Source organism: Stenotrophomonas sp. AS1, assembly GCF_048957655.1.
Classification (GTDB): Bacteria; Pseudomonadota; Gammaproteobacteria; order Xanthomonadales; family Xanthomonadaceae; genus Stenotrophomonas; species Stenotrophomonas bentonitica_A.
Map to the genome: position 1 here is coordinate 212,821 of NZ_JARVXM010000007.1, position 20,232 is coordinate 233,052.

18 protein-coding genes are annotated in these 20,232 nt (G+C 61.6%); 7 read left to right on the forward strand and 11 right to left on the reverse strand.

The window, feature by feature from the left end:
- Positions 1-44: 44 nt before the first annotated feature.
- Together PV764_RS12670 and PV764_RS12675 are read right to left on the reverse strand one after the other, a co-directional pair.
- Complete coding sequence (locus PV764_RS12670) at positions 45-440, reverse strand: hypothetical protein (protein WP_421116941.1); 396 nt, start codon at positions 438-440, stop codon at positions 45-47.
- The gene (locus tag PV764_RS12675; RefSeq protein WP_421116754.1) at positions 337-1,608 is read right to left on the reverse strand and encodes an anti-CBASS protein Acb1 family protein; all 1,272 of its coding nucleotides are present in this window, start codon (positions 1,606-1,608) and stop codon (positions 337-339) included. The genes PV764_RS12670 and PV764_RS12675 overlap by 104 nt, the downstream gene beginning before the upstream one ends.
- 533 nt (positions 1,609-2,141) lie before the next feature.
- On the opposite strand from PV764_RS12675, the gene PV764_RS12680 reads away from it, so the two are divergent.
- Positions 2,142-2,648, forward strand: a complete 507-nt coding sequence (locus tag PV764_RS12680) for a hypothetical protein (protein WP_421116755.1) — start codon at positions 2,142-2,144, stop codon at positions 2,646-2,648.
- 582 nt (positions 2,649-3,230) lie between these two features.
- Here PV764_RS12680 and PV764_RS12685 read toward each other — a convergent pair.
- From PV764_RS12685 to PV764_RS12695, 3 genes are read right to left on the reverse strand one after another with little or no spacing between them, the layout of a single operon-like run.
- Positions 3,231-3,863: a DUF6624 domain-containing protein gene (locus tag PV764_RS12685; RefSeq protein WP_421116756.1), complete on the reverse strand. Its 633-nt coding sequence runs from the start codon at positions 3,861-3,863 to the stop codon at positions 3,231-3,233.
- Complete coding sequence (locus tag PV764_RS12690) at positions 3,860-4,984, reverse strand: ATP-grasp domain-containing protein (RefSeq protein WP_421116757.1); 1,125 nt, start codon at positions 4,982-4,984, stop codon at positions 3,860-3,862. The genes PV764_RS12685 and PV764_RS12690 overlap by 4 nt, the downstream gene beginning before the upstream one ends.
- Before the next feature lie 53 nt (positions 4,985-5,037).
- Complete coding sequence (locus PV764_RS12695) at positions 5,038-5,211, reverse strand: hypothetical protein (protein WP_183073662.1); 174 nt, start codon at positions 5,209-5,211, stop codon at positions 5,038-5,040.
- Positions 5,212-5,908: 697 nt separating this feature from the next.
- Between PV764_RS12695 and PV764_RS12700 the strand changes: the two genes are divergently transcribed.
- Both PV764_RS12700 and PV764_RS12705 read left to right on the forward strand, forming a co-directional pair.
- Entirely contained in the window at positions 5,909-6,787 is an 879-nt protein-coding gene (locus PV764_RS12700) for an HlyD family efflux transporter periplasmic adaptor subunit (RefSeq protein WP_421116758.1), read from the forward strand.
- A 20-nt stretch (positions 6,788-6,807) separates the two neighbouring features.
- Positions 6,808-8,961: a peptidase domain-containing ABC transporter gene (locus PV764_RS12705; protein WP_421116942.1), complete on the forward strand. Its 2,154-nt coding sequence runs from the start codon at positions 6,808-6,810 to the stop codon at positions 8,959-8,961.
- An 815-nt stretch (positions 8,962-9,776) separates the two neighbouring features.
- Here PV764_RS12705 and PV764_RS12710 read toward each other — a convergent pair.
- Positions 9,777-10,742: an AraC family transcriptional regulator gene (locus PV764_RS12710; RefSeq protein ID WP_421116759.1), complete on the reverse strand. Its 966-nt coding sequence runs from the start codon at positions 10,740-10,742 to the stop codon at positions 9,777-9,779.
- A gap of 104 nt (positions 10,743-10,846) precedes the next feature.
- Here PV764_RS12710 and PV764_RS12715 point away from each other — a divergent pair, with 104 nt between their 5' ends.
- Positions 10,847-12,091, forward strand: coding sequence for an MFS transporter (locus tag PV764_RS12715; protein WP_421116760.1), 1,245 nt, complete (start codon positions 10,847-10,849; stop codon positions 12,089-12,091).
- Between the two features lie 139 nt (positions 12,092-12,230).
- Positions 12,231-12,914, forward strand: coding sequence for a thermonuclease family protein (locus PV764_RS12720; protein WP_421116943.1), 684 nt, complete (start codon positions 12,231-12,233; stop codon positions 12,912-12,914).
- A gap of 5 nt (positions 12,915-12,919) precedes the next feature.
- On the opposite strand, the gene PV764_RS12725 is transcribed toward PV764_RS12720, so the two are convergent.
- The 5 genes from PV764_RS12725 to PV764_RS12745 all read right to left on the reverse strand — a co-directional run bounded on the left by PV764_RS12725 (position 12,920) and on the right by PV764_RS12745 (position 18,709).
- A complete protein-coding gene (locus PV764_RS12725) occupies positions 12,920-13,282 on the reverse strand; it encodes a hypothetical protein (RefSeq protein WP_421116761.1) in 363 nt (120 codons plus the stop codon).
- Positions 13,283-13,465: 183 nt separating this feature from the next.
- Positions 13,466-15,604: a TonB-dependent siderophore receptor gene (locus tag PV764_RS12730; RefSeq protein WP_421116762.1), complete on the reverse strand. Its 2,139-nt coding sequence runs from the start codon at positions 15,602-15,604 to the stop codon at positions 13,466-13,468.
- A gap of 171 nt (positions 15,605-15,775) precedes the next feature.
- Complete coding sequence (locus PV764_RS12735) at positions 15,776-16,774, reverse strand: NADP-dependent oxidoreductase (protein ID WP_421116763.1); 999 nt, start codon at positions 16,772-16,774, stop codon at positions 15,776-15,778.
- Positions 16,771-17,553, reverse strand: a complete 783-nt coding sequence (locus PV764_RS12740) for an SDR family NAD(P)-dependent oxidoreductase (protein ID WP_421116764.1) — start codon at positions 17,551-17,553, stop codon at positions 16,771-16,773. The genes PV764_RS12735 and PV764_RS12740 overlap by 4 nt, the downstream gene beginning before the upstream one ends.
- Before the next feature lie 58 nt (positions 17,554-17,611).
- Positions 17,612-18,709 (reverse strand): alkene reductase, encoded by a 1,098-nt coding sequence (locus PV764_RS12745; protein ID WP_421116765.1) that lies wholly within the window; start codon positions 18,707-18,709, stop codon positions 17,612-17,614.
- 176 nt (positions 18,710-18,885) lie between these two features.
- Between PV764_RS12745 and PV764_RS12750 the strand changes: the two genes are divergently transcribed.
- Together PV764_RS12750 and PV764_RS12755 are read left to right on the forward strand one after the other, a co-directional pair.
- Positions 18,886-19,467 carry a TetR family transcriptional regulator gene (locus PV764_RS12750; RefSeq protein WP_421116766.1) on the forward strand — a complete coding sequence of 194 codons (582 nt, stop codon included), beginning with the start codon at positions 18,886-18,888 and terminating at the stop codon, positions 19,465-19,467.
- Between the two features lie 89 nt (positions 19,468-19,556).
- Positions 19,557-20,186, forward strand: a complete 630-nt coding sequence (locus PV764_RS12755; protein WP_037553434.1) for a TetR/AcrR family transcriptional regulator — start codon at positions 19,557-19,559, stop codon at positions 20,184-20,186.
- Positions 20,187-20,232: the final 46 nt, after the last annotated feature.

The following is a 20,232-nucleotide window of genomic DNA, read 5'->3' on the forward strand; positions in this document are numbered from 1 at the left end:
GAGTGTGGAGTGGCCTATTTACCACAATTCACCTCTTAAGGTTTTCACGAAGTCGGCGAGGCGTGTTCGTCTAGTGTTTTGAAAATCTCTGGACCAAGTACGATGCGCCCTCGGTACGGCTCTACCTTGGAGAGGTCGATGGGCGCCTTCGTCAGGCTGATGTGCGGCGTGTAGTCCTCGAAGTTGTGAGGTCCACCCGCGCGGATGATGCCTTTGTGGCGCCAGACCAGCTGGGATGAAGCAAACAGGATCACCGCCGACATGCCACCCAGCGGCTCGACCGCGCGCGGACCACCCTCGGGGATCACCAGCTCATCCCTGCCGTCCGAACCCCAATCATTGGCGTTGTGGGCCTTGATCCAGTCGAATGCCTGGCTGGAGTGGACGATGGTGACGTGTAGCTCGTCGCGCAGATCTGTGATGCCTGCCCCCTCGCCCAGGCAGCGATCTCGCCGACGTTCTGGACGTCGCGGCGGACATAGAGCGAGCCAGGTGCCGCATCGACAACCGGCGTGGCTGCCGCCCGCGTCTCTTCGTCGTCGTCCGGATCGTGGCCTTCGGACGCCGACAGCGCGTACTCGGCCATTCCGATTCCAGACCGGGCGCCACGCCTGCCTCGGTGAGCATGTTCACTGCCACCGTGGTCATCACGTCGTCGGGGATCAGCTTCGTCTCCGAAACGATCTTGATGCTCTCGGTGGTGGTCTTGCCGATGTCGGCCCGCTCCTTGTCGGTGGTCTGCCATAGGCTGCGCCAGTTGTAGAACACCTCTTCCGGGCGGGTGCCTAGCGCGGAGGGGATCAGGCATTCATCCAGGACTTGCAGAGCTGGGCTCAGCACCAGCTCTTGGCCCGAGCTGATCCGGTCGTAGTAGTTCCGCAGGTCACTCTCGCCGGTGGCGTTGAGGCCGCCAGGTGACTGGCTCATCAGGCGCGTCATTGGAATATCGGCAGCGCCCGACGCCATCTGCATGAACGACATCAGCACGTCCGTCAGGCCGCCGAACTGTAGCTGCTTCTGCTCGTACTCTTCGGCGGCATCCATGATCAGGGTGCCGTTGATGCCCTTGGCCATCATGGCCAGCTGTAGGCGCTGCAGCTTCAGTTCGTGGGCCGGGTGGCCCATCTTGATGCCCAGTGCCTTGGCCTCGGCCGAGCGAGCGATGGCGCAGCCATCGTTGTTGCTCAGCACCACCATGGGGACGCCGCGCAGCTTGGGCTGGAACACGCGCTCACAGCTAGCGTAGAAGTTGTTGCCGTCAACGACGCCGAACATGGCCGCGCCTCCGTTGAATCTGGCGCACCACACCCACCACCGCGAAGACCTCACCTCCGTGCCTTGGTCCAGAACGATGGGAGGGAACTGGGGATTGGCCGAGTGGAGCTCGAGGTGGTGTTCGAAGGTCTTGAGCACCTTGGAGGTTGGCCGGTTGCCATCCCAGACCGGGATGACCAGGTCGCCGGCCTGCGGCGTCACGGAGCGGTCAACCACCAGGATATCTCCGTCGCTGATACCTACGCCCAGTATCGACCAGCCATCGGCGCGGTATAGGAACGTGGCGGACGGACTACGGGCCAGCAGTCGGTGAAGGTCGATCGACTCGTCCATGAAGTCATCGGCGGGCGAGGGAAATCCAAGCCGAGCGCGCACGCCGGCCAAGGGGACGAAATGCGCCGGGCCATCGATCTAGGCGGGCCCGATGAAGGCAGCGGGTGTGTGGGGTGGGGTGATGGACTGCATGGGAGCGAACTCTGGCCGGTAGGTGTCTCACCGTTGGAGACGGCGGGCACATCAGTGAAATTACTAACAAGTCGCTCGTGACGCGACCGTGGTCAGGTGGCGTTGCCTCCGTATCGTCCCCTGAGACAACCCGCATTCATCATCTCCGCTATGACGAAAGCGACCGATGGTAAGGCGCGCTGGGCGCGCGCGAAGGCTGTCTCCCTATGGCAGCAGGCGGATGCCCTGGACTTGGAGCGAGGCGGGGACTGGCGAGCGAGGGCGACTCGCCGACGCGGCGCTGACCGGCTCCGCGCCGAGGCCGCGCGGTTCGACGGGATTGCTAGGCGCTGCGATCCGATGTCGGGTGACGAAGCTGCCTGATCGAGAAGTAGAATGCACCCGAAAAGGAGATCAATTCGATGGAGGCAGCGGCTTGGGGATTTGTTGGTACGTTGGTCGGGGCACTTGCCAGCATAGGCACGAGCTGGTTGGCCAGCAGATCAGCGGCGACGGCACAGCGCGAGAAGGTGCACCTTGAGTGGCGACAGCAGCACCGGGAGTTTCAGATTAAAGCGGCGACTGAGCTTCAAGAAATACTGGTCGAGTTCGCGCGAGCCACCGGACAAATTCGACACATTGACGAGATGCGTGAAGCGGAGGGGAAAACTGGAAAGTCTCAAATAGACTCGATTCTCTCCGAACTTTATAGCCAGCATATCCGTCGAATCAACGTGCTGTTGGGGCGGATTGATAGTCAAGCTGTGCAGGGCGCATTCGCCGATGTCAAGAAAGCTTCAATTGAGATCGCGATGGGGATTGGCATCAGTACGAAAACTATGCTCGGTTTTTCTGATGTCATCGAGTTCGCAGGTGTCGCTCTAAGTGGATACCTTAAGTCAATATATGAGACGGAGTTATCCGTCTGAGCAGATGTATCCGGCCCATGCATTCATAAGTCCTCGGCGCTTCTCCACGAGCGCTCCACGACGGTAAGCCGCCTCTGTCTTGTCCTTAATCGCGTGTGCCAGAGCCATCTCCGCAACCTCCCGAGAGAAGTCGGTCTGCTCTGCGGCCCAGTCACGGAAGCTGGACCGGAAGCCATGGACGGTGAATGGCAGACCAAATCCCTTAGGCGCGGGCTTCTGGTGTAGGTAAAGCATTGCGTTCTCCGACAGTGCAAACGGCGGCGATGAACGAGGTAGACCTGCGAGAATCTGTACTGCCGCTAGCGAAAGCGGGACCACATGTTCCCGCCCCCCTCCATGCGCGAGGCGGGAACGGTCCACAGCATGGCCTCTAGGTCGAACTACGCCCACGAGGATCACGTGACCTCCTCGGTCGGGGCTTGCGGTGAGGATGGTGAAGCGCAGCGCCCGCCGCGACTTGGCATCTCGTTCCGGCAGCCTGGCCATGAAAGCCGGCAGATCGACGAACGGCATGGCCGCATGGTGCCGTTTCGGCTTGACTTGCTCGGCTTGGGGCAGTGATCCCAGGACTGCCTCACAAAGCTATTCGCCAAGACCTTTACCGGACGCCACGGCATTCTTGATTTGCTGCAGCTTTGCGCGCAACTGAGCGATAGGCGGAAGTCCCATGGATTCACGTCGCTTGTCTACATTGCCTTCGTCTTCAATTGGATATAGTTCAAAAGACTCATTTGCCTGGGTGCCAAATCTTTGTGGCTTTCCTTCGTAGACCAGCTGGCGATCAATGAATGTAGCGAAGGCATCTTTCGGGAAGTCTCCCTGGTCTACAAGCTCTTGCATCTGGCGGGCCATATCCGCCTGTAGGGTGCGGTCGCCAGAGTGTTGCAGCAATAGAAATTGTGCGGAGACAGCGGCTTCACCAACTTCGCTCAGACCCAGCAGCCTTCCGGAGGTGATCTCTAGCCATGCTACCTCGCGGCGCCGGTCTGCCTCTGCAAGTCGCGCGTCATCAAATCCAGGCGTCATGGCCTTCGCGCGATCACGCTGATCTTCTTCGCCGAGAGCAATCAGCTGCTGCGCTACCTTCGCTAATGATCGTTTGTCAGTTGGATGGCCCGCGACCTCGCTAGACCCATTTGACAAGTTCGATGCAGTCACCGTCCAGGCTCCCAAACCAATAGCAATAAGAAGTAGAGATGCCGCCCGTGGTTTCATGACTGCTCCACCCACTGATCATTTCGTTGTCTGGTCGAGAACTTTGCTCCGAGCAAATTTATGCGATCTTGCACCTCCCCAAAGTCAACGGAAGCCTTATAGTCTGTGTAACTAGGAGGCTCTTGGAGAAGAGGGGTGCCGGCCCGGCCTGCAAGGTATGAGCAGAATTTTGAAAGAAGACTTGAATTCGGAACCTTGGATTCCAGGAACAACCAGTTGCCGGACGGATTTAGATCCAAAAAATGGTATTTTCCATTTCTATCTGGAACGAGGTCCATGCAGGCTACCTCGACACCCATCCTTGACATCAAAAGACCTATCCTTTGTTGCACGTCTACAGGAAGGTTCATCTTGCTAATCGTGGTCACCTTGCTATCAGTCAGATCTTCTCGAGAATCTAGCCGACCAGAGGTCTGGTGAATCTTATAGGCGTGAATTTGATCGCCAAAGACAAAAACGCGAACGTCAAATTCCTTGACGATCTCTTCCTGGAATATCGCCGGAGCTGTCAAGATCGTCCCGGCCTCGTAGTTGTCCAGTAGACGAAAGCTCGCCCTTGATGCAAAGGCGCACCTAGTCCTTCCGTCGGCATAGCGCCAGCTGAACGGCTCAAACGGCTTAATGACCAGGTTGCTTGTGCTGCCAAATATTTCCTTTACTCGATCAATGCTTGATCCGAAGTAGCTTTTGGGTGGCGAAAGGCCGACGTCGCACGCGGCTTTCAATTGAAGCATCTTGTTATCTGCTCGAATTGCAGAGCAAGGTGCATTGACAAAAATCTGCGTCCCTACGTCCACAGACAATTGCAAAAGCCAGTTCTGGTGAACGGACTTCTCGCGCCGGACGAACAGGAAGTCTTCTTCCCCTTCAAGCATGTCGACCCGCGGAGTGTAATCACCTCGGAAATACATCAACTTCTGTTCAGAAAATGATCGACCTAGCTCCACGGTAACAGAGTTCTGATCCTCTTCGCCTGAGCCTGCGGTGACCGAAACGCCGGAACCTTCTTGATCTAGGCCGAAGAAAGTTTCCACGAGCTCTGCGGAAACGCCGGCTTTGTTGAGCGACCACACTATCGCCGCTGCATGAAGATCTAAAAAGGATGAAACAACTGTAATCACGACTTCTCTCCATGAAGAGGGCACTGCGTATCTCCACGCAGTGCCCGTGGCGATTACTTGCCGTTCGAGACTTCCACCTTCACTTCCACCTGGTTGCTGAAGGTGTGGGTGTAGGTCACCTCGCCGCCGAAATCGCCACCATTGACGGCGTTCAGCTCTTCCTGAGACAGCTCGCGCGCCGGCGCGAATTCACGAGACAGCTCCTTGGTGATCACTTTATTCAGCATGATAATTTCCTTATTCCTTTGCATGTGATTAAGCCGCGTCGAATGACTCGGCGCTTTATGACTACCCGTTGAGGCCGCTTGGTGTCAAGCCCCGCCCGGACCATTCAGCCCTGTTGCGTTGGCCGGGCTGAGCGCCAAAAACCGCATAATATCTGTGGCCCAAGGGCGAGACGGCATTGGCAAGGGCGCGTGGCGAGAAGAAATGAGAATTTCTCATTTTGAGATGCTAGTCACACTCATGGCTTGAGTGAGTCAACTGCGACCGGTTTGAAGTATGCCGAATCTGTTGCAAGCTTTCCGGCGTGTGTGATAAGAGTCCTTATGGACATGGATGCTAGGCGTCAACGCAGCGATGGATACAGTGACTGGAAGCCTGTTTCGCAAAGAGGCATACGCTCGACAGAGCCATTCAGAAGCGATCAATTTGACGCCTCCCGTAGGCACTTGGATCGTATCCTTATCATCCGTAGCAGTCTGCATGACTCTATTGGGCCTACTCCTGGTTGGCTCATATTCAAGGCAGCTTCCGGCCCAGGGTGTTGTGGTGCCAGCGACTGGAATTATTTCCATCAAGTCGCCATCTTCCGGCTTTGTGGTCAGGCTCTTGGTGAAGGAGGGCGTCGCAGTCGAAGTTGGAACGCCTTTGGCTGAGATAGAGCTTCACCGAACGAGTCTAGGCGGGTCCAGTGAAGCTGAGATGGAGAAAGCACTTCGGGAGAAGCGCCGGTCGATTGAGAACGCCCTTGAGCTATTGCCTTTCTCCACCGTCTCCAGTTCAGATGACGCAGATAGGAGAGTTCACATTGCCGAGGAGCGGATACGCAGACTTCGCGACAGGCTGCGGATTCAAGAGCAGAGGGCCGATGCCGCCATGAAGCTCTACGAGTCCTGGCGTAATGCGGGAACTCAGGCTCTCAGTCGCTATCAGATTGAGCAGCAATACGATACGGCTCTGCAGTTGGTCAGCCAGACAGCCGATGCGAAAGATCAGCTGCTCCAACAAGAGCAAGAGCTCTCGGCACTGCTGGCGGAACGAGGTCGCGTGGAGTCAACTGCCGCGCAAGAGAGATCGCAGCTGGTTCAAGCGTTGGCCGACGTGAAGAACTCCATCATTGACAATGATATCGCTCGTGGAGCGCTCATTCGCTCGCCTGTAAAAGGTCGAGTCTCGGCGACAAACGTGCTGGCTGGGCAGTTCGTGGATCCGAGCTCTCCCCCGCTGATGTCCATCGTTGATGATGAGAGCCCGCTGATCGTGGAGGCATGGATCCCGGCTAGCGTCAATGATTTCCCCGTTGATGGTCTGCGAGCAAGCATCGTGATCAAACGCAGCTTCGGGCAATCGCACATCATCCCTGCGACGGTGGCGAATACATCAAGCAGCCCCTACTCTGCCAATCAAATTAGGGAAATGCGCGGGCTCGACGTTGATGCGCCGCACTACAGGGTGTCCCTTGCTCCAGATGGAGAGAGGAGTCAGGGCCAGATTTCTGGATTGAAGCCTGGTGCTGTCGTTTCCGTGCGGATCGCTTCGAAGCCAAGAAGCATTGTTCGCACACTCTTCAATATCAATTGAGGACTCATTTAGTGACTAGCGTGACGTCTCAATCATGGGGATCAAGAAGAAAGCTGCCGCTTTATTTGCAAACGGAGAGCGCAGAGTGCGGTCTGGCATGTGTGGCAATGATTGCCAACTATCACGGGCATGACGTCGATCTTGCAGCGTTACGCCGGCGCTTTGGCGGTTCAATTCGTGGCGTCGGGCTTTCGCACATCATTTCTGTCTGTTCGCAGCTGGGTCTTTCGAGTAAAGCGCTTCGGGCCGGGCTGGAGTATCTCCCTGGCTCCAACGCGCCTTGTATTGCGCACTGGAACATGAGTCACTTTGTAGTTATAGAGCGCGCAGACAGAAAAGGCGTAACGGTCCACGATCCGGCGCGCGGTCGTCTTCGACTGAGCTATGAAGAGGTGAGTGCGAGCTTCACGGGTGTCCTTCTGGAGTTAACCCCAGCAGCAGACTTCAGTCCTATCCAGGAGCGCCGGCGAATCGGCCTGCAGTCCCTCACCGGTCGAATACGTGGTCTGTTTAAAAGCGCCACGCACCTCTTCCTCCTCGCATTTGGCGTCGAATTAATCGCGCTTGCTATTCCGTTTCAGCTTCAGTGGACCATCGATAGCATCATTCCAACAGGTGACGGTCGTCTATTGACAATCGCCGCAATAGCGTTTGCGATTGCTACGTTGGTGCACTCTCTCCTAACCATCGCGCGTGGTTGGCTGGTCAGCTGGCTTGGGGCTGCGCTCAATTCGCAGTGGATTACCCACCTGTTCTCACACTTGCTAAGGCTGCCAACATCCTTCTTTGAAAAGCGCTCCGCCGGGGATATCCTTACTAGGTTCTCTTCAATTTACGCGATTCAGAACACGCTTTCATCTGCGTTCGTCTCGGCTGTGTTAGATAGCGCGTTCGGGCTGTTGGCGCTAGGGATTCTCGTGTATTACAGCCCTGCTTTTGCGGGCATCGCGCTTGCCGTGATCATTGCCTACTTTGTAGTCAGGCGCGCGATGTTTCGAAAGCTATGGGAGGCAAACGAGCAGAGCGTGGTTTACATGGCTAGGCAGCAGTCGGAGATCATAGAGTCGATTCGGGGAATTAATCCAATCAGGCTAGCTGGCATTGAGCCGCTACGAAGGGGCCGTCTATCCGATGCTGCGACAGAGGCTTGCAGGCGGTCAATGGAAGCTCAGCGCATTAACGAGACGTCATCCGGTATAAATGTTGGGCTTTTTGGGCTGCAGAAAGTGGGGCTTTTGGCGTATGGTGCGAGCCTTGTGGTCTCAGGCCAGTTCACGGTCGGCATGTTGGTTGCGGCCGTAACCTTTGCCGATCAGCTTACGACCAAGTCAACGGCGTTTATCGATAAAATTAACGAGCTTCAACTTGTCAAGATGCATCTTGAGAGGCTCTCAGATATTGCGCTCGAGGAGCCGCTCCCGTTGCCGAAGCCATATTCGGGCGAGCCCCTTATCGATCATTCCATTCGATTTGTTAATGTTGGATTTCGCTACTCTCGCAGTGACCCGTGGGTCCTGAGAGGTTTGAACCTCACGATAGCTTCTGGTGAAGCCGTTGCCATTGTAGGCAGAAGTGGATGCGGAAAGTCCACGTTCCTTAAGCTGCTGTTGGGCCTCGATGTTCCCTCCGAAGGACACATAGAGATTGGTGGACAAAGAATTGATAGTGAAAGCGTGCAGCGAGTCAGATTGGTCATGTCGGCGGTTCTGCAGGCCGACAACTTGTTCGCGGGAACAATAGCCGAGAACATCGCTTTTTTTGACAGTGATGCGTCAATTGATCAGATTGTTGACGCCGCAAAGAAGGCGAACATTCACGACGAGATCTCGAACATGCCGATGGGGTATGAGAGCCTGGTCGGCGACATGGGGAGTGCACTGTCGGGTGGGCAGAAGCAAAGGGTTTTGCTTGCCAGGGCACTCTTTAGAAAGCCGCGGATCCTCGTTTTAGATGAGGCGACAAGTCATCTGGATAAGCACTCAGAGCAGATTACCAACGAGCACCTAAGGACGCTGAACATCACCAGAGTCGTCGTGGCACATCGGCAGGAAACCATTGACCATGCTGATCGCGTAATTGACCTTTCGGCATCCCATGATTATGGCGAAAGCGAGCCTCACTCCAAGGCGGGAACGGTTGCTGCACGGAGCGCTGTGGAAGAGGCTAGAGCGTAAGGTGCCAGCTCGTCTGGTTCACCTGCTTAGGAGCGATAGTTCCTCGGATCTCTGGCGTCCCATCGATCCAGGCTGCTGAAACTCAACCCAGGAAAGGTCGGTAGCACTGGTGCTCCAGCCGCGATGAAGCGCCCGTTGAGTCCTTCCCCAGCTCAGGACGGCAACGCTCTTAGAGGGCTGCGACTTCAAGAAGGTCGTCCGCGCCACTTGGCGAAAGGGCAGCGCCGTCGAAGGCTCAGGAGCAACCTGACAGCAGCTCCAGGAGCGCTGGGCTCTTCATGAAGTGCAAGGACGCCCCATTTTTGTCCGCCACCGCCCCCTGAGCCCGGCGTCGCAATTCCGAGCTATCACTGGTCACGTTGCACTTCTTGATGTGCCTCGGGTATTCTCCGGGGACATTCACCAGGACACAGCCCGGTCTGAGTTCTGTAGGCAGATCAATGGCGTAGGGCTTGGCGCGTCTAGTCCCACTCTCTCCGCCAGATACGCAAAGCGCCCCCGGAAGCGGCGTTTTGCGTATCTGGCGGAGAGAAAAGGGTGCCGACGCCAGGCGGGTTCGACGGATTCGCCGGGAGCGAATCCGGACAACCGAATGGCTGGCCCTGGAGCGCGCAGCGCGGAAGAGTTGGGTGCATGGATGCACCCAACAATCCCAGGCCACCGATCAGTCATCAGCATGAAGCGCCCCGAAAGGGGCGTGACGCGATACCGCTGATCGCATTCGAACAGACGCGGCACGCTTCGATGGGATCGCTAACCGACTGCGGCCCGTTAACGACGCTAGGCGGCTTGAACGACTGCCCCCAAACTGCCCCCTACGGAGAGGCCAAACTGCGCCCCCGCCGAGTCGCACCAGGCGAATACCCCATAACACGCTTGTAAGCCCGACTGAAAGCAGCCTGCGACGCGTAGCCAAGACGCTCTGCCACCACTTCAATGGATAGGTTTTGCTGGGTCAGCCACTGACTCGCCAATTGCATACGCAGCTCAGTCACGTATCGCAGAGGCGCGGTTCCAATCACACTCTGGAACCGGTCTGCAAAGACAGACCGTGAGATGTTGGATTCCGCAGCCAGTGCTTCGACAGTCCAGTCCCGCCCAGGGTCTCTGTGCAGGGCAAGCAACGACAGCGATAGACGAGCGTCGCGCATCGCCATGACCAGGCCGGAGGCGCCGTCGCAACCGCGCTCGACCCAGTCACGGACAATCATGGCGGCCACTGCATCCGCCAGCCGGGCGAGGATTCCTGCATAGCCAATGCGTCCGGAACACACCTCGCGCTTCATCGCGTCGACCATCGGCAACAGCCCAGGGAACTGCGTGGCGTTGCCATCGCACAACATCGCAGCCGGCATCACCTTGCTCAACCCCTGCATGCCGCCCAGATCGAACACCATGCAGCCGTGGAAGAGCACGGCGCTGGGCACGGCATGTGTGCTCGGGCATGTGTCTATCCCGCTCACTGCATCGCCCAACGGGGCTGCGTCGATCGTTTCCAGGCACTGGACGGGATGGTCCTCGCCCGACAGCAACGCGTGTTCGTCTCCGCGGGGAAGAAGCACGACATCTCCGGCGGATAGCAGGTGTCGGCTGCCGTCTGCGCCACGAAAAATCGCCGTGCCCACTGCCAGGTAATGGAAGTAGGCATGGCCTGGCTTTGAGGGAAATCCAAGCCCGAAGGTCGGCCCGGTCTGAATGCGCCGGTATTGAACGCCATGCAGCCGCATGCCGGTCAGCAGTTCGCTGATCAGGTCGGTGGGCTGGAGTGGCGTGTGGCTCATTGAGACGGGCCGGGGTTTCGATCAAAAATACAGGTCGGACAATCATAGATCATCCTGGCTGGGCTCCCTAGACTCTCGGCTGCACGAATGCACGGGGATCTGTGATGAGCAATAACGTAGTTGATGCCGCGAACACGCCTGATTCTGTGGACAGGGGAAGCGGGGAGCCTTCTTCATCGGCATGGGTGGCGGTGTTTTCGCTGGCCATGGGGGTCTTCGGGCTGCTCACCGCGGAATATCTGCCTGCCAGCCTGTTGACCCCGATGGCGGCGGACCTGGGGGTGTCGGAGGCGCTGGCCGGGCAAGCGGTGACGGTCACTGCGGTTGTGGCCCTGTTCGCTGGCCTGCTGGTGCCGCGGCTGACCCGCTCGATAGACAGGCGCCTGGTGCTGTTGAGTTTCACGGCCCTGATGATTCTCTCCAACGCCTTGGTGGCGTTGTCGTCCAGCATGGGGGTCCTGCTGGTGATGCGCGTCCTTCTGGGCATCGCGCTGGGCGGTTTCTGGAGCATGGCAGCGGCCGTGGCCATGCGGTTGGTGCCGCCTCAGCGCGTGCCTCGCGCGCTCTCGATCATCTTCAGCGGGATTGCGGTCGGCACGGTGGTGTCGGTTCCGTTGGGGAGCTACCTCGGCGGGCTGCTGGGTTGGCGCAGCGCCTTCTGGGCGGCGACGGCGGTGGGTGGACTCACGTTTGCGTTCCAGTGGTTCACGCTGCCCCGGATGGCCCCGCGCCAGGCGGCAGTCCCGCAGTCGGTGGTGGCGCTGCTGCGCCGCCCGGGCGTTGCGGTCGGCATGCTGGGCTGCGTCCTGGCGCACACCGGTCAGTACTCGCTCTTTACTTACATCCGCCCAACGTTGGAAAGCCTGGGGCAGATGAGCGCCGATGGCCTGGCGCTGATTCTGCTCGGATTCGGTGTGGCGAATTTCGTTGGCACCCTGCTAGCCGGCTGGCTCATGGAGCGCAGTTTGAAAGTCACGTTGGTGATCATGCCTGCCTTGGTTGGCGCAGCCGCGCTGGGCATGCTCCTGTTGCCGGTGGGCGTTGGCGGGCTGTCGATCCTGGTAGCACTGTGGGGTCTGGCCTTCGGCGGCGTGCCGGTTGCGTGGTCGAGCTGGGTCGCGCGTGCGGTGCCTGACCAGGCCGAGAGTGCCGGCGGGATGGTGGTCGCTGCGGTGCAGTCGTCCATCGCAGCGGGCGCCGCGTTGGGTGGCGTGGTGTTCGGGCTGGGCGGCATCGTTGCAGTCCTTGTCGTTGCCGCGGCGGTGATGCTCCTCGCCAGCCTGCTCATCGCGTTGCGGGTCAGGGTGAGCTCGGCGGCGTTGTCGGCAGGTCCGGCGTTTCATATCTAGGCGACCACACCAGGAATGCACGTCGGGAGTGAAGGACTGTCGATGTAGTCGGCGTCCTGTCTCCGCTTCCGCTAAAGTGCTCGGCCTTGTTTTAACTGGCGCTCGCTCCCGAGCGTGCACTTGAAGGACGTTGTTGTTGATGGTGGTGAAAGGTCTGGTGGTGTTGTTTTTGGTTTCTGCGTCGTTTTCTGGTGTGGCAGCAGAGCTGGTTGGCCGCGCGACGGTCACGGACGGAGACACCCTCACCGTGGCCAAGCAGCGCATCCGCCTGTGGGGCATCGATGCGCCGGAAAGCGCGCAGCAATGCACCGGTAAAGATGGGCGCACTTGGCCCTGTGGGCGTCGGTCAGCCGCCGCGCTGGACGGCTATCTGCTGGAAAAAACCGTTTGTTGCCAGCCCAAGGACACGGACCGCTACGGCAGGGTCGTGGCGGAGTGCTTTGTCCAGGGGGCGTCGGTCAATCGGTGGATGGTGCGCTCCGGTTGGGCGGTGGCGTACCGCCAGTACGCCACGGCATTCATCGCAGACGAAGCCGACGCGCGCCAGCACCAGCGGAACCTCTGGCAGGGGCCGTTCCAGATGCCAGCCGACTATCGTCGCAGCAAGCGAGACCAGGCCGCGCGACACGCCCCGGCGGCCACGCAGCCGGCGCCGGGCGGATGCCAAATCAAGGGCAACATCTCCCGCCAAGGCAACAAGATCTACCACGTGCCGGGCCAGCGGGACTACGCGCGCACAAATATCGACACGAGCCGCGGCGAGCGCATGTTCTGCAGCCCTGCCGACGCAGTGCGGGCAGGGTGGCAACCGGCCAAGCGCTGAGCGTCTCAAACCCTCCCGTGCAGGCGGCGACGCATCGCGCCCGCCGCTGCCGCGATGGCCATCGCAGGCAACGCCAGCACCAGTGCATACACCAGTCCGGCCAGCAACAACGGGCCAACGCCCGAGACCACGGCCACCACCGGCACCTGCAACACTATGAGCAACAGTCCCCACAGCCACGCCTTGCGGGGGAAGCAGGCGCCTAGAACCGCGGCAATAGCCAGTGCGATGGGATAGACGACGGTCCAGAACGCCGGCGCATCCCAAGGCTCGCCGCCGGGTGTCCGCCAGGCCACCAGCACCCAGAACACCACGCCGACCTTCAGCGTGACAGCCGCTGCTGCAAGAAGATTTCCCGTCGTCCGCATCGTTGTTCTCCTGCGCGAACGGGCAGGATGCCATCGTTCGACGGGTGAGTGCGTCTACTTCATGGTCTCAAACGGCACCAGTGACGCCCACACCAGCAGCAGGGCCAGCCACAGCCAGCGCCCCACTGGCGGCGCTCGCCGGGCGATTGGGGGGCGCTGGCACGGGCTGGCGCATGGTCGGGCCTAGAAGGTGTACGCAGCTTGCACGTACACACGGCGCGGCTCACCCGGGAAGTGGCCGGTGCGCTCGGTGAACCCGCTGGCGGCGTACACCTTGTCGAACAGGTTTTTGACGTTGGCCTGGAACTGCCACTGCTGCCACTGGGTCTTCCAGCTCATGTCGAACACGGTGTACGGCTTCACCCGTTGGCCATCCAGGCTGACGCGCTCATCCACGTAATCGGCGCCGAAACCGATGGCCGAATGGATTGCCGGCAGGTCATAGCGTGTCCACAGGCCTAGCTTGTTCTGCGGCGCATTGGCGAAGCGATCGCCGGACGCATTGGTGATGCCGTTGCTCCCGGCATCTTTTACCCGCGCATCGTTGTACGCGTAGGTGAGGTTGAGCACCCAGCGGTCGGTGACATCGGCCAGCAGGTCCAGCTCCATGCCCGTACTGCGCACCAGGCCCAGGGCGGCCAGTTGGTTGACGCCGTCCACGATCTCACCGGTGGCCTGCACGATATTGCTGCGGTCGATCCGGTACGCGGCCAGGTTCAAGGTGACGCGCTCGGCCAGCAGGGATTTCAACCCGACTTCCCATTGTCTGCTGCGCTCGGCATCGAACGGGCCGCCCGCCTCGACGCTCTGGTTGGCCGCGCTCTGGGGCATGAAGCCGCTGGCGATGTTGGCGTAGAGATTGACGCCTTCCCGCACGGTGTACGTGCTGCCCAGCCGCCAGCTGATGTCGTTGCCATCCACCGCGGTGCCGGCAATGCGGTCATCGTCCTTGAACCCGTCCCAGCGCAGTCCGGCCAGCACATGCCAGCGCGGGGTCAGCGTCAGTTCGTCCTGAAGGTAGCCGCCATAGCGCTTGCTGCGCGTGCTCGTGCTCCGCCAGGGCAGGGCGGCCAGGTTGTAGTCGCGCCACGAACTTGCGCCATACACCGGGTTGAACAGGTCGATGCCGGGCACCGGGCCGGCACCCCGCGCCAGGTCCGCGCTGTTGGCCGTCTGCGCGGTGAAGTCGGCATCCTGCTGGTAGACATCGGCGCCAAACAGCACCTTGTGCTCGATGCGGCCGGTGCTGACACGCCACACTGCGTTGGCGTTGGCGGTGAAGGCATCGTTGTCGCGGATCTGGTTGCGCAGCTGGCGGGTCATCCATTCAGGCACGCCGTCGCGGTTGCGGTCGATCAGCCCCATCGGCTCGTGGTAGATCTGGTGCTCGTTGTTCTCGAACCAGCGCGCACCCACATCCACGTCCAGGTTGGTGCTGGGCGAGAAGCGGTACTGCGCCAGCGCCACCTTGGCGCGCATGTCGAGAAAGTCCGTGGCTTCGTTGTGGTTCCAGCGCCGGTCGGTGAGAAAGCTGCCGTTGTCGTCCACCGGCACGCCACGCAGGCGGTTGCCGCCCAGGTTCTGGGTGATGTCGGTGAACTGCAGGGTCAACTCGCCGGTGTCGCCCACGTCGAAGGCGAGCGACGCATCACCGATCACGCTTTCGCTGTCCGCGTTCCAGCGCACGCCCTGCTCGGTGTCGCCATACAGCCCGGCGCGGTAGCGCACGCTGCCAGCGGCGTTCATCGGCCCGGTGGCCTCGATCGATGCAGCTCGGAAATCGTTGTTGCCGGCCTGCAGTTCGATGCGGCGCTCGGGCGTGGCTTTCGGCTTGCGCGTCACGTAGTTGATGACGCCGCCGGCATCACCGCCGCCGTACAGGGCGCCGGCCGGTCCCTTCAGGACCTCCACGCGCTCGATGTTGAACAGCTGCGGGACCGAAAAACCGGCATAGGGGTCGCCGCGCAGGCCGTCATACAGCACGTTTTCCTGGCGGAAGCCGCGCAGGGTCACGCCGGCGTAGCTGAAGAAGCTGATGCCGCTGATGCTGCGGTACAGGTCGGTGATCTGGCGGGCCGCCTGGTCTTCGATCAGCTCACGCGGCACCACCTGGATGGACTGCGGCACCAGCGCCAGCGGCGTATCCGTCCGCGTGCCCACCGCGGCGTCGTCGACCCGGTAGAGGGTCTGGGCGCGGCCGAGGACCTGAACGGCGTCGAGCTGCTGCACATCGGGGGAGGAGGGAGGAGCGGCGTGTGCCGAAAGGCAGGCGAAGGTCAGGGGCAGGCCCAGGGCAGAGAGACGAAGCGACGGGCGGGTCATCGGGGGCAGGGGGGGGCGTAGTTGCGAATGAGAAATATTAACATGCAGCCTCAATCACTCAATCGGATGCATCACCCCCAAGGCGGTGCAGCGCCCGATAATGCAACTCGCGTTGCTCCTGGACGTGCGGCGCAAGGCCACGGGATAGCGCGCGCTTGAGCCGCTCCGGCGTTACAGCTCCACGACCACTTTGCCCTTCGCCCGCCCGCTCTCCACGTAAGCCAGCGCGCCCTGGGTGTCCTGCAACGGAAACACCCGATCAATGACCGGTGCGATCGCGCCGGATTCCACAAGCGAGGTGATGGTGCTCAATTGCGCCCCATCGGCTCGCATGAAGACGAAGGTATACGTGACTCCCTTCTTCCTGGCCTTGCTGCGGATGCCGTGGCTGAGCAGGCGCATCACCTGTTTGAGCGGCCAAGCCAAGCCACGCGCGGCGGCAAAGGTGGGCGTGGGCGGGCCCGAGATGGAAATCAGATGCCCACCCGGCTTGAGGATCTGCAGCGAGCGCTCCAGTTCCTCCTTGCCCAGGCTGTTGAGCACCACGTCGTAGTCGCGCAGGTCCGCGGCGAAATCCTGCCGCCGGTAGTCGATGACCACATCCGCGCCCAGCGCCTTCACCCACCCAACGTTTGGCGTGCTGGTAGTGGTGGCCACGAACGCGCCAAGGTGTTTGGGCAGCTGGATCGCCACGGTGCCGACGCCGCCGGAGCCGGCCTGGATGAAGACCTTCTGCCCCGCTTTGAGCTGGGCGGTGTCGACCAGAGCCTGCCACGCGGTCAGCGCGACCAGCGGCAGCGAGGCGGCCTCCACCATGGTGAGGTTGGCGGGCTTGAGGGCCACAGAGGCGGCGTTGACGGCGATGAACTCGGCGAACGCGCCGATGCGGTCATCGTCGGGACGTGCATAGACCTCATCGCCCGGTTTGAACTGGGAAACGCCGGCGCCCACGCGCTCCACCGTTCCGGCCAGGTCGTTGCCCAGAATCAGCGGCAGGCGATACGGCAGGATCACCTTGAATTCGCCACGCCGGATCCTGGGGTCCAGCGCGTTGACGCTGGCCGCGTGCACGCGGATGAGCAGATCGCCATCGCGCAGCGCTGGCGTTGGCACGTCATCGATGTGGCCCGTTTCGTTCTTGCCATACCGGTTGATGAGGAAGGCTTTCATGGGCGATAGCGCTCCGCTGCCTGCGCCTGGCGGATGTCCGAGAGCAGGCCTTGGCGCGATGCCTCCAGCGTGTCCCAGCGGGCGGCCACATGCAATGGCGGAATGGTCACGGTTTCGCGGCGATCGAAGCCGACCAGGGCGGCATCGACCAGCTCGCCGACGTCCATCACTTCGGGCAACGTGTTGATGTCGATACCGGCACGTTCCCAGATCTCGGTGCGGGTGGCTGCGGGCAGCACGGCCTGCACGTAAACGCCCTTGGGCGACAGTTCCAGGCTGAGCCCCTGCGACAGGAACAGGACAAAGGCCTTGCTCGCACCGTAGACGGACATGCCGAACTCAGGCGCCAAGCCGACCACCGAGCCGATGTTGACGATCGCGCCTTCGCCGGCGTTGGCCAGCCGCGGGGCGATGGCCGCGGCCAGGCGGGTCAGGGCGACGGTGTTGAGGGTGACCAGTTGATCGATGCTGTCAGCCGACTGGTCGGTGAAGCCGCCGGACTGCGCCATGCCGGCGTTGTTGATGAGGATGCCGATGCGGGCATCGTCGCGCAGGCGGGTTTCCACGGTGGCCAGATCGGCGCGCTGGGTGAGGTCGGCCGGCAGGACGTCTACGGCGACCCCGGTGTCCTGGCGCAGGCGGGCGGCCAGGGTTTTCAGGCGCGCCGTGTCGCGCGCGACCAGCACCAGGTCGTGGCCGCGGCGGGCGAAGCGTTCGGCGTAGACGGCGCCGATGCCGCTGGAGGCGCCGGTGATGAGGACGGTGGGAAGCAGGCTCATGGGGTGTCTCTTGGAATGGGGGGCGAACGGGGATGTGCGGCAGGGAACTGTCGGCGGGTTACTGCGCCGTGGTATCGGTCAACGCGGGATAGTCGGTGTAGCCTTCCGCGCCGCCGCCGTACAACGTGGCAGGGTTCAAGGCGTTCAAGGGCGCGCCGGTCTTCAGGCGTTCCACCAGGTCGGGATTGCTGATGAACGCGCGGCCAAACGCGATGAGGTCTGCCTTGCCCTCGGCGAGGTGGGCGCTGGCCAGGTTCACGTCGTAGCCGTTGTTGGCCAGATAGGTCCCCTTGAAGCGGGCGCGCAGCCCATCGAAGTCGAAGGGCGCCACGTCGCGCGGGCCGCCGGTCGCGCCTTCGACCACGTGCAGGTAGACGATGCCCAGCGCGCTGAGCTGGTCGACGATGTAGTCGTACTGCGGCTGCGGGTTGCTGACCGTGGCGATGGCATTGGCCGGCGAGACCGGGGAAATGCGCACGCCGGTGCGTTCCGCGCCGATCTCTTCGGCGACGGCGGCGGTGACTTCCAGCAGCAGGCGCGCGCGGTTCTCGATGGAGCCGCCATAGGCGTCGGTGCGCTGGTTGGCGCCGTCCTTGATGAACTGTTCGAGCAGGTAGCCGTTGGCGCCGTGGATTTCCACGCCGTCAAAACCGGCGGCGATGGCATTGGCGGCGGCCTGGCGGAAGTCGTTGACGATGGTGGGCAGCTCGTCGATCTCCAATGCGCGCGGCTCGGACACATCGACAAAGCCGTTGTGGACGAAGGTCTTGGTCTGCGCGCGGATGGCCGAGGCGGAGACGGGCGCGGCATTGCCGGGCTGCAGATCCACGTGCGAGATGCGGCCCACGTGCCACAGCTGCACGAAGATGCGCCCGCCGCGGGCATGCACGGCATCGGTGACCGCGCGCCAGCCGTCGATCTGGTCCTGGGTGTAGAGGCCGGGCGTGTCCTGGTAGCCCTGGGCCTGCGCCGAGATCTGGGTGGCCTCGGTGATGATCAGGCCGGCGGAGGCGCGCTGGGCGTAATAGGTAGCGGCAAGCGGGCTGGGCACCAAGCCTGCACCGGCGCGGTTGCGCGTCAGCGGTGCCATCACGATGCGGTTGGCCAGGGTCAGCGGGCCGAGGGGGTAGGGCTGGAAGAGCGGGGAGGGGGTCATGGTGGGCGCGGGGTCGTGATTGTTGAGGGGGAAAGGCCCGCCCCGCGGTGGCGGTGGCTGACGGTGTGCGGCAATGATGATGACCGTCATCTTAGATGTCAACGGTTTGATGATGGTGGTCATCTATCGTGGTAAAGTGCGCTTCACCAAGGCAGAGCGTGAAGAGAGACCGGGTCATGAAGGTCACCAAGGCACAGGCGCAGGCCAACCGGGCGCACATCGTCGACACCGCCTCCACCCTGTTCCGGGAGCGGGGCTACGACGGCGTGGGCGTGGCCGATCTGATGGCGGCTGCCGGCTTCACACACGGCGGCTTCTACAAGCACTTCGGGTCGAAGGCCGACCTGATGGCCGAGGCGGCGAGCTGCGGCTTGGCCAAATCGGCCGAGGCCGCGGCCGGCACGGACCGGGAGAGCTTCGTGCGCTACTACCTTTCCCGCGAGCACCGGGACGCACCAGGCCAGGGCTGCACCATGGCAGCGCTGTGCACCGACGCGGCGCGTCAGCCGGCGGCGGTCAAGGCGGCCTTTGCGGCAGGCATCGAGGCGCAGCTGGCGGTTTCTTCCACGCCGGAAGAGCAGGCCGACGCCGCCACCGCCGAACAGGCGCGCGCGCGGCGGATTGCCTTGATGGCGCAGGCTGTTGGGGCGATGGTGCTGTCCCGGTCCTGCCCGGACGATTCGGCGCTGGCGGACGAACTTCTGGATGTCTGCCGGGCGGATGTGCTGGCGCGGATGTCAGGGGTGTCTGCGCCCTGACGCGTGTCGGGCGAACCCCATGCGATGGTGAACCCATACCCGATTGGTCACTATTTGCCCGCTCTATCTGGCAGCGCTACCCTTGCGGTATGCCTATTTCAACCTCCGCAGTGCCCGATGCCGGGCGTGGCCCCGCCGAGCACGATGTGCGCACCCAGATCATCGAGGCGGCCACCGCGCACTTCAGCCATTACGGCTACGACAAGACCACGGTGTCCGACCTGGCCAAAGCCATCGGCTTTTCCAAGGCGTACATCTACAAGTTCTTTACCTCCAAGCAGGCGATCGGTGAGGTGATCTGCGCCAACTGCCTCAGCCAGATCGAACGCGATGTAGATGACGCGTTGGAAGGGATCCAGGCGCCGCCGGAGAGGCTCCGCGCGCTGTTCACCGTGATTGTGGCGTCCAGTCTTCGCCTGTTCCTCCAGGACCGGCGACTGTATGAAATCGCGGTCGCGGCCGCGACGGACGATTGGCCCTCCGTCCAGGCGTACAAGCACCGCATCCGCCAGCGGGTGGAGGACATCGTCCAGGAAGGTCGCGCTGCCGGGGTGTTCGAGAGCACGACACCGTTGGGCGACACCAGCCGCGCCGTCTACCAGGTTCTGGTGCCTTACCTGAACCCGGTGACGCTGCCCCACGTATCGGCCCTGCATGCGGAAGCGCCTGAGGCGCTGCACCAACTGGTCCTGAGGAGCCTTGCGATTCCATCTAAGTGACTATTGACTGTATTGGTCACTAGGAACAAAATGCGCCCGGATACCC

Excerpts from the sequence above, each read along its gene's own strand:
- PV764_RS12755 (WP_037553434.1), top strand. The coding sequence starts at position 19,557 with ATGCCTATTTCAACCTCCGCAGTGCCCGATGCCGGGCGTGGCCCCGCC.
- PV764_RS12750 (WP_421116766.1), top strand. The coding sequence starts at position 18,886 with ATGAAGGTCACCAAGGCACAGGCGCAGGCCAACCGGGCGCACATCGTC.
- PV764_RS12730 (WP_421116762.1), bottom strand. The coding sequence starts at position 15,604 with ATGACCCGCCCGTCGCTTCGTCTCTCTGCCCTGGGCCTGCCCCTGACC.
- PV764_RS12675 (WP_421116754.1), bottom strand. The coding sequence starts at position 1,608 with ATGGACGAGTCGATCGACCTTCACCGACTGCTGGCCCGTAGTCCGTCC.
- PV764_RS12745 (WP_421116765.1), bottom strand. The coding sequence starts at position 18,709 with ATGACCCCCTCCCCGCTCTTCCAGCCCTACCCCCTCGGCCCGCTGACC.
- PV764_RS12725 (WP_421116761.1), bottom strand. The coding sequence starts at position 13,282 with ATGCGGACGACGGGAAATCTTCTTGCAGCAGCGGCTGTCACGCTGAAG.
- PV764_RS12685 (WP_421116756.1), bottom strand. The coding sequence starts at position 3,863 with ATGAAACCACGGGCGGCATCTCTACTTCTTATTGCTATTGGTTTGGGA.
- PV764_RS12720 (WP_421116943.1), top strand. The coding sequence starts at position 12,231 with ATGGTGGTGAAAGGTCTGGTGGTGTTGTTTTTGGTTTCTGCGTCGTTT.
- PV764_RS12740 (WP_421116764.1), bottom strand. The coding sequence starts at position 17,553 with ATGAGCCTGCTTCCCACCGTCCTCATCACCGGCGCCTCCAGCGGCATC.
- PV764_RS12700 (WP_421116758.1), top strand. The coding sequence starts at position 5,909 with ATGGAGAAAGCACTTCGGGAGAAGCGCCGGTCGATTGAGAACGCCCTT.
- PV764_RS12710 (WP_421116759.1), bottom strand. The coding sequence starts at position 10,742 with ATGAGCCACACGCCACTCCAGCCCACCGACCTGATCAGCGAACTGCTG.
- PV764_RS12715 (WP_421116760.1), top strand. The coding sequence starts at position 10,847 with ATGAGCAATAACGTAGTTGATGCCGCGAACACGCCTGATTCTGTGGAC.
- PV764_RS12735 (WP_421116763.1), bottom strand. The coding sequence starts at position 16,774 with ATGAAAGCCTTCCTCATCAACCGGTATGGCAAGAACGAAACGGGCCAC.
- PV764_RS12695 (WP_183073662.1), bottom strand. The coding sequence starts at position 5,211 with ATGCTGAATAAAGTGATCACCAAGGAGCTGTCTCGTGAATTCGCGCCG.
- PV764_RS12680 (WP_421116755.1), top strand. The coding sequence starts at position 2,142 with ATGGAGGCAGCGGCTTGGGGATTTGTTGGTACGTTGGTCGGGGCACTT.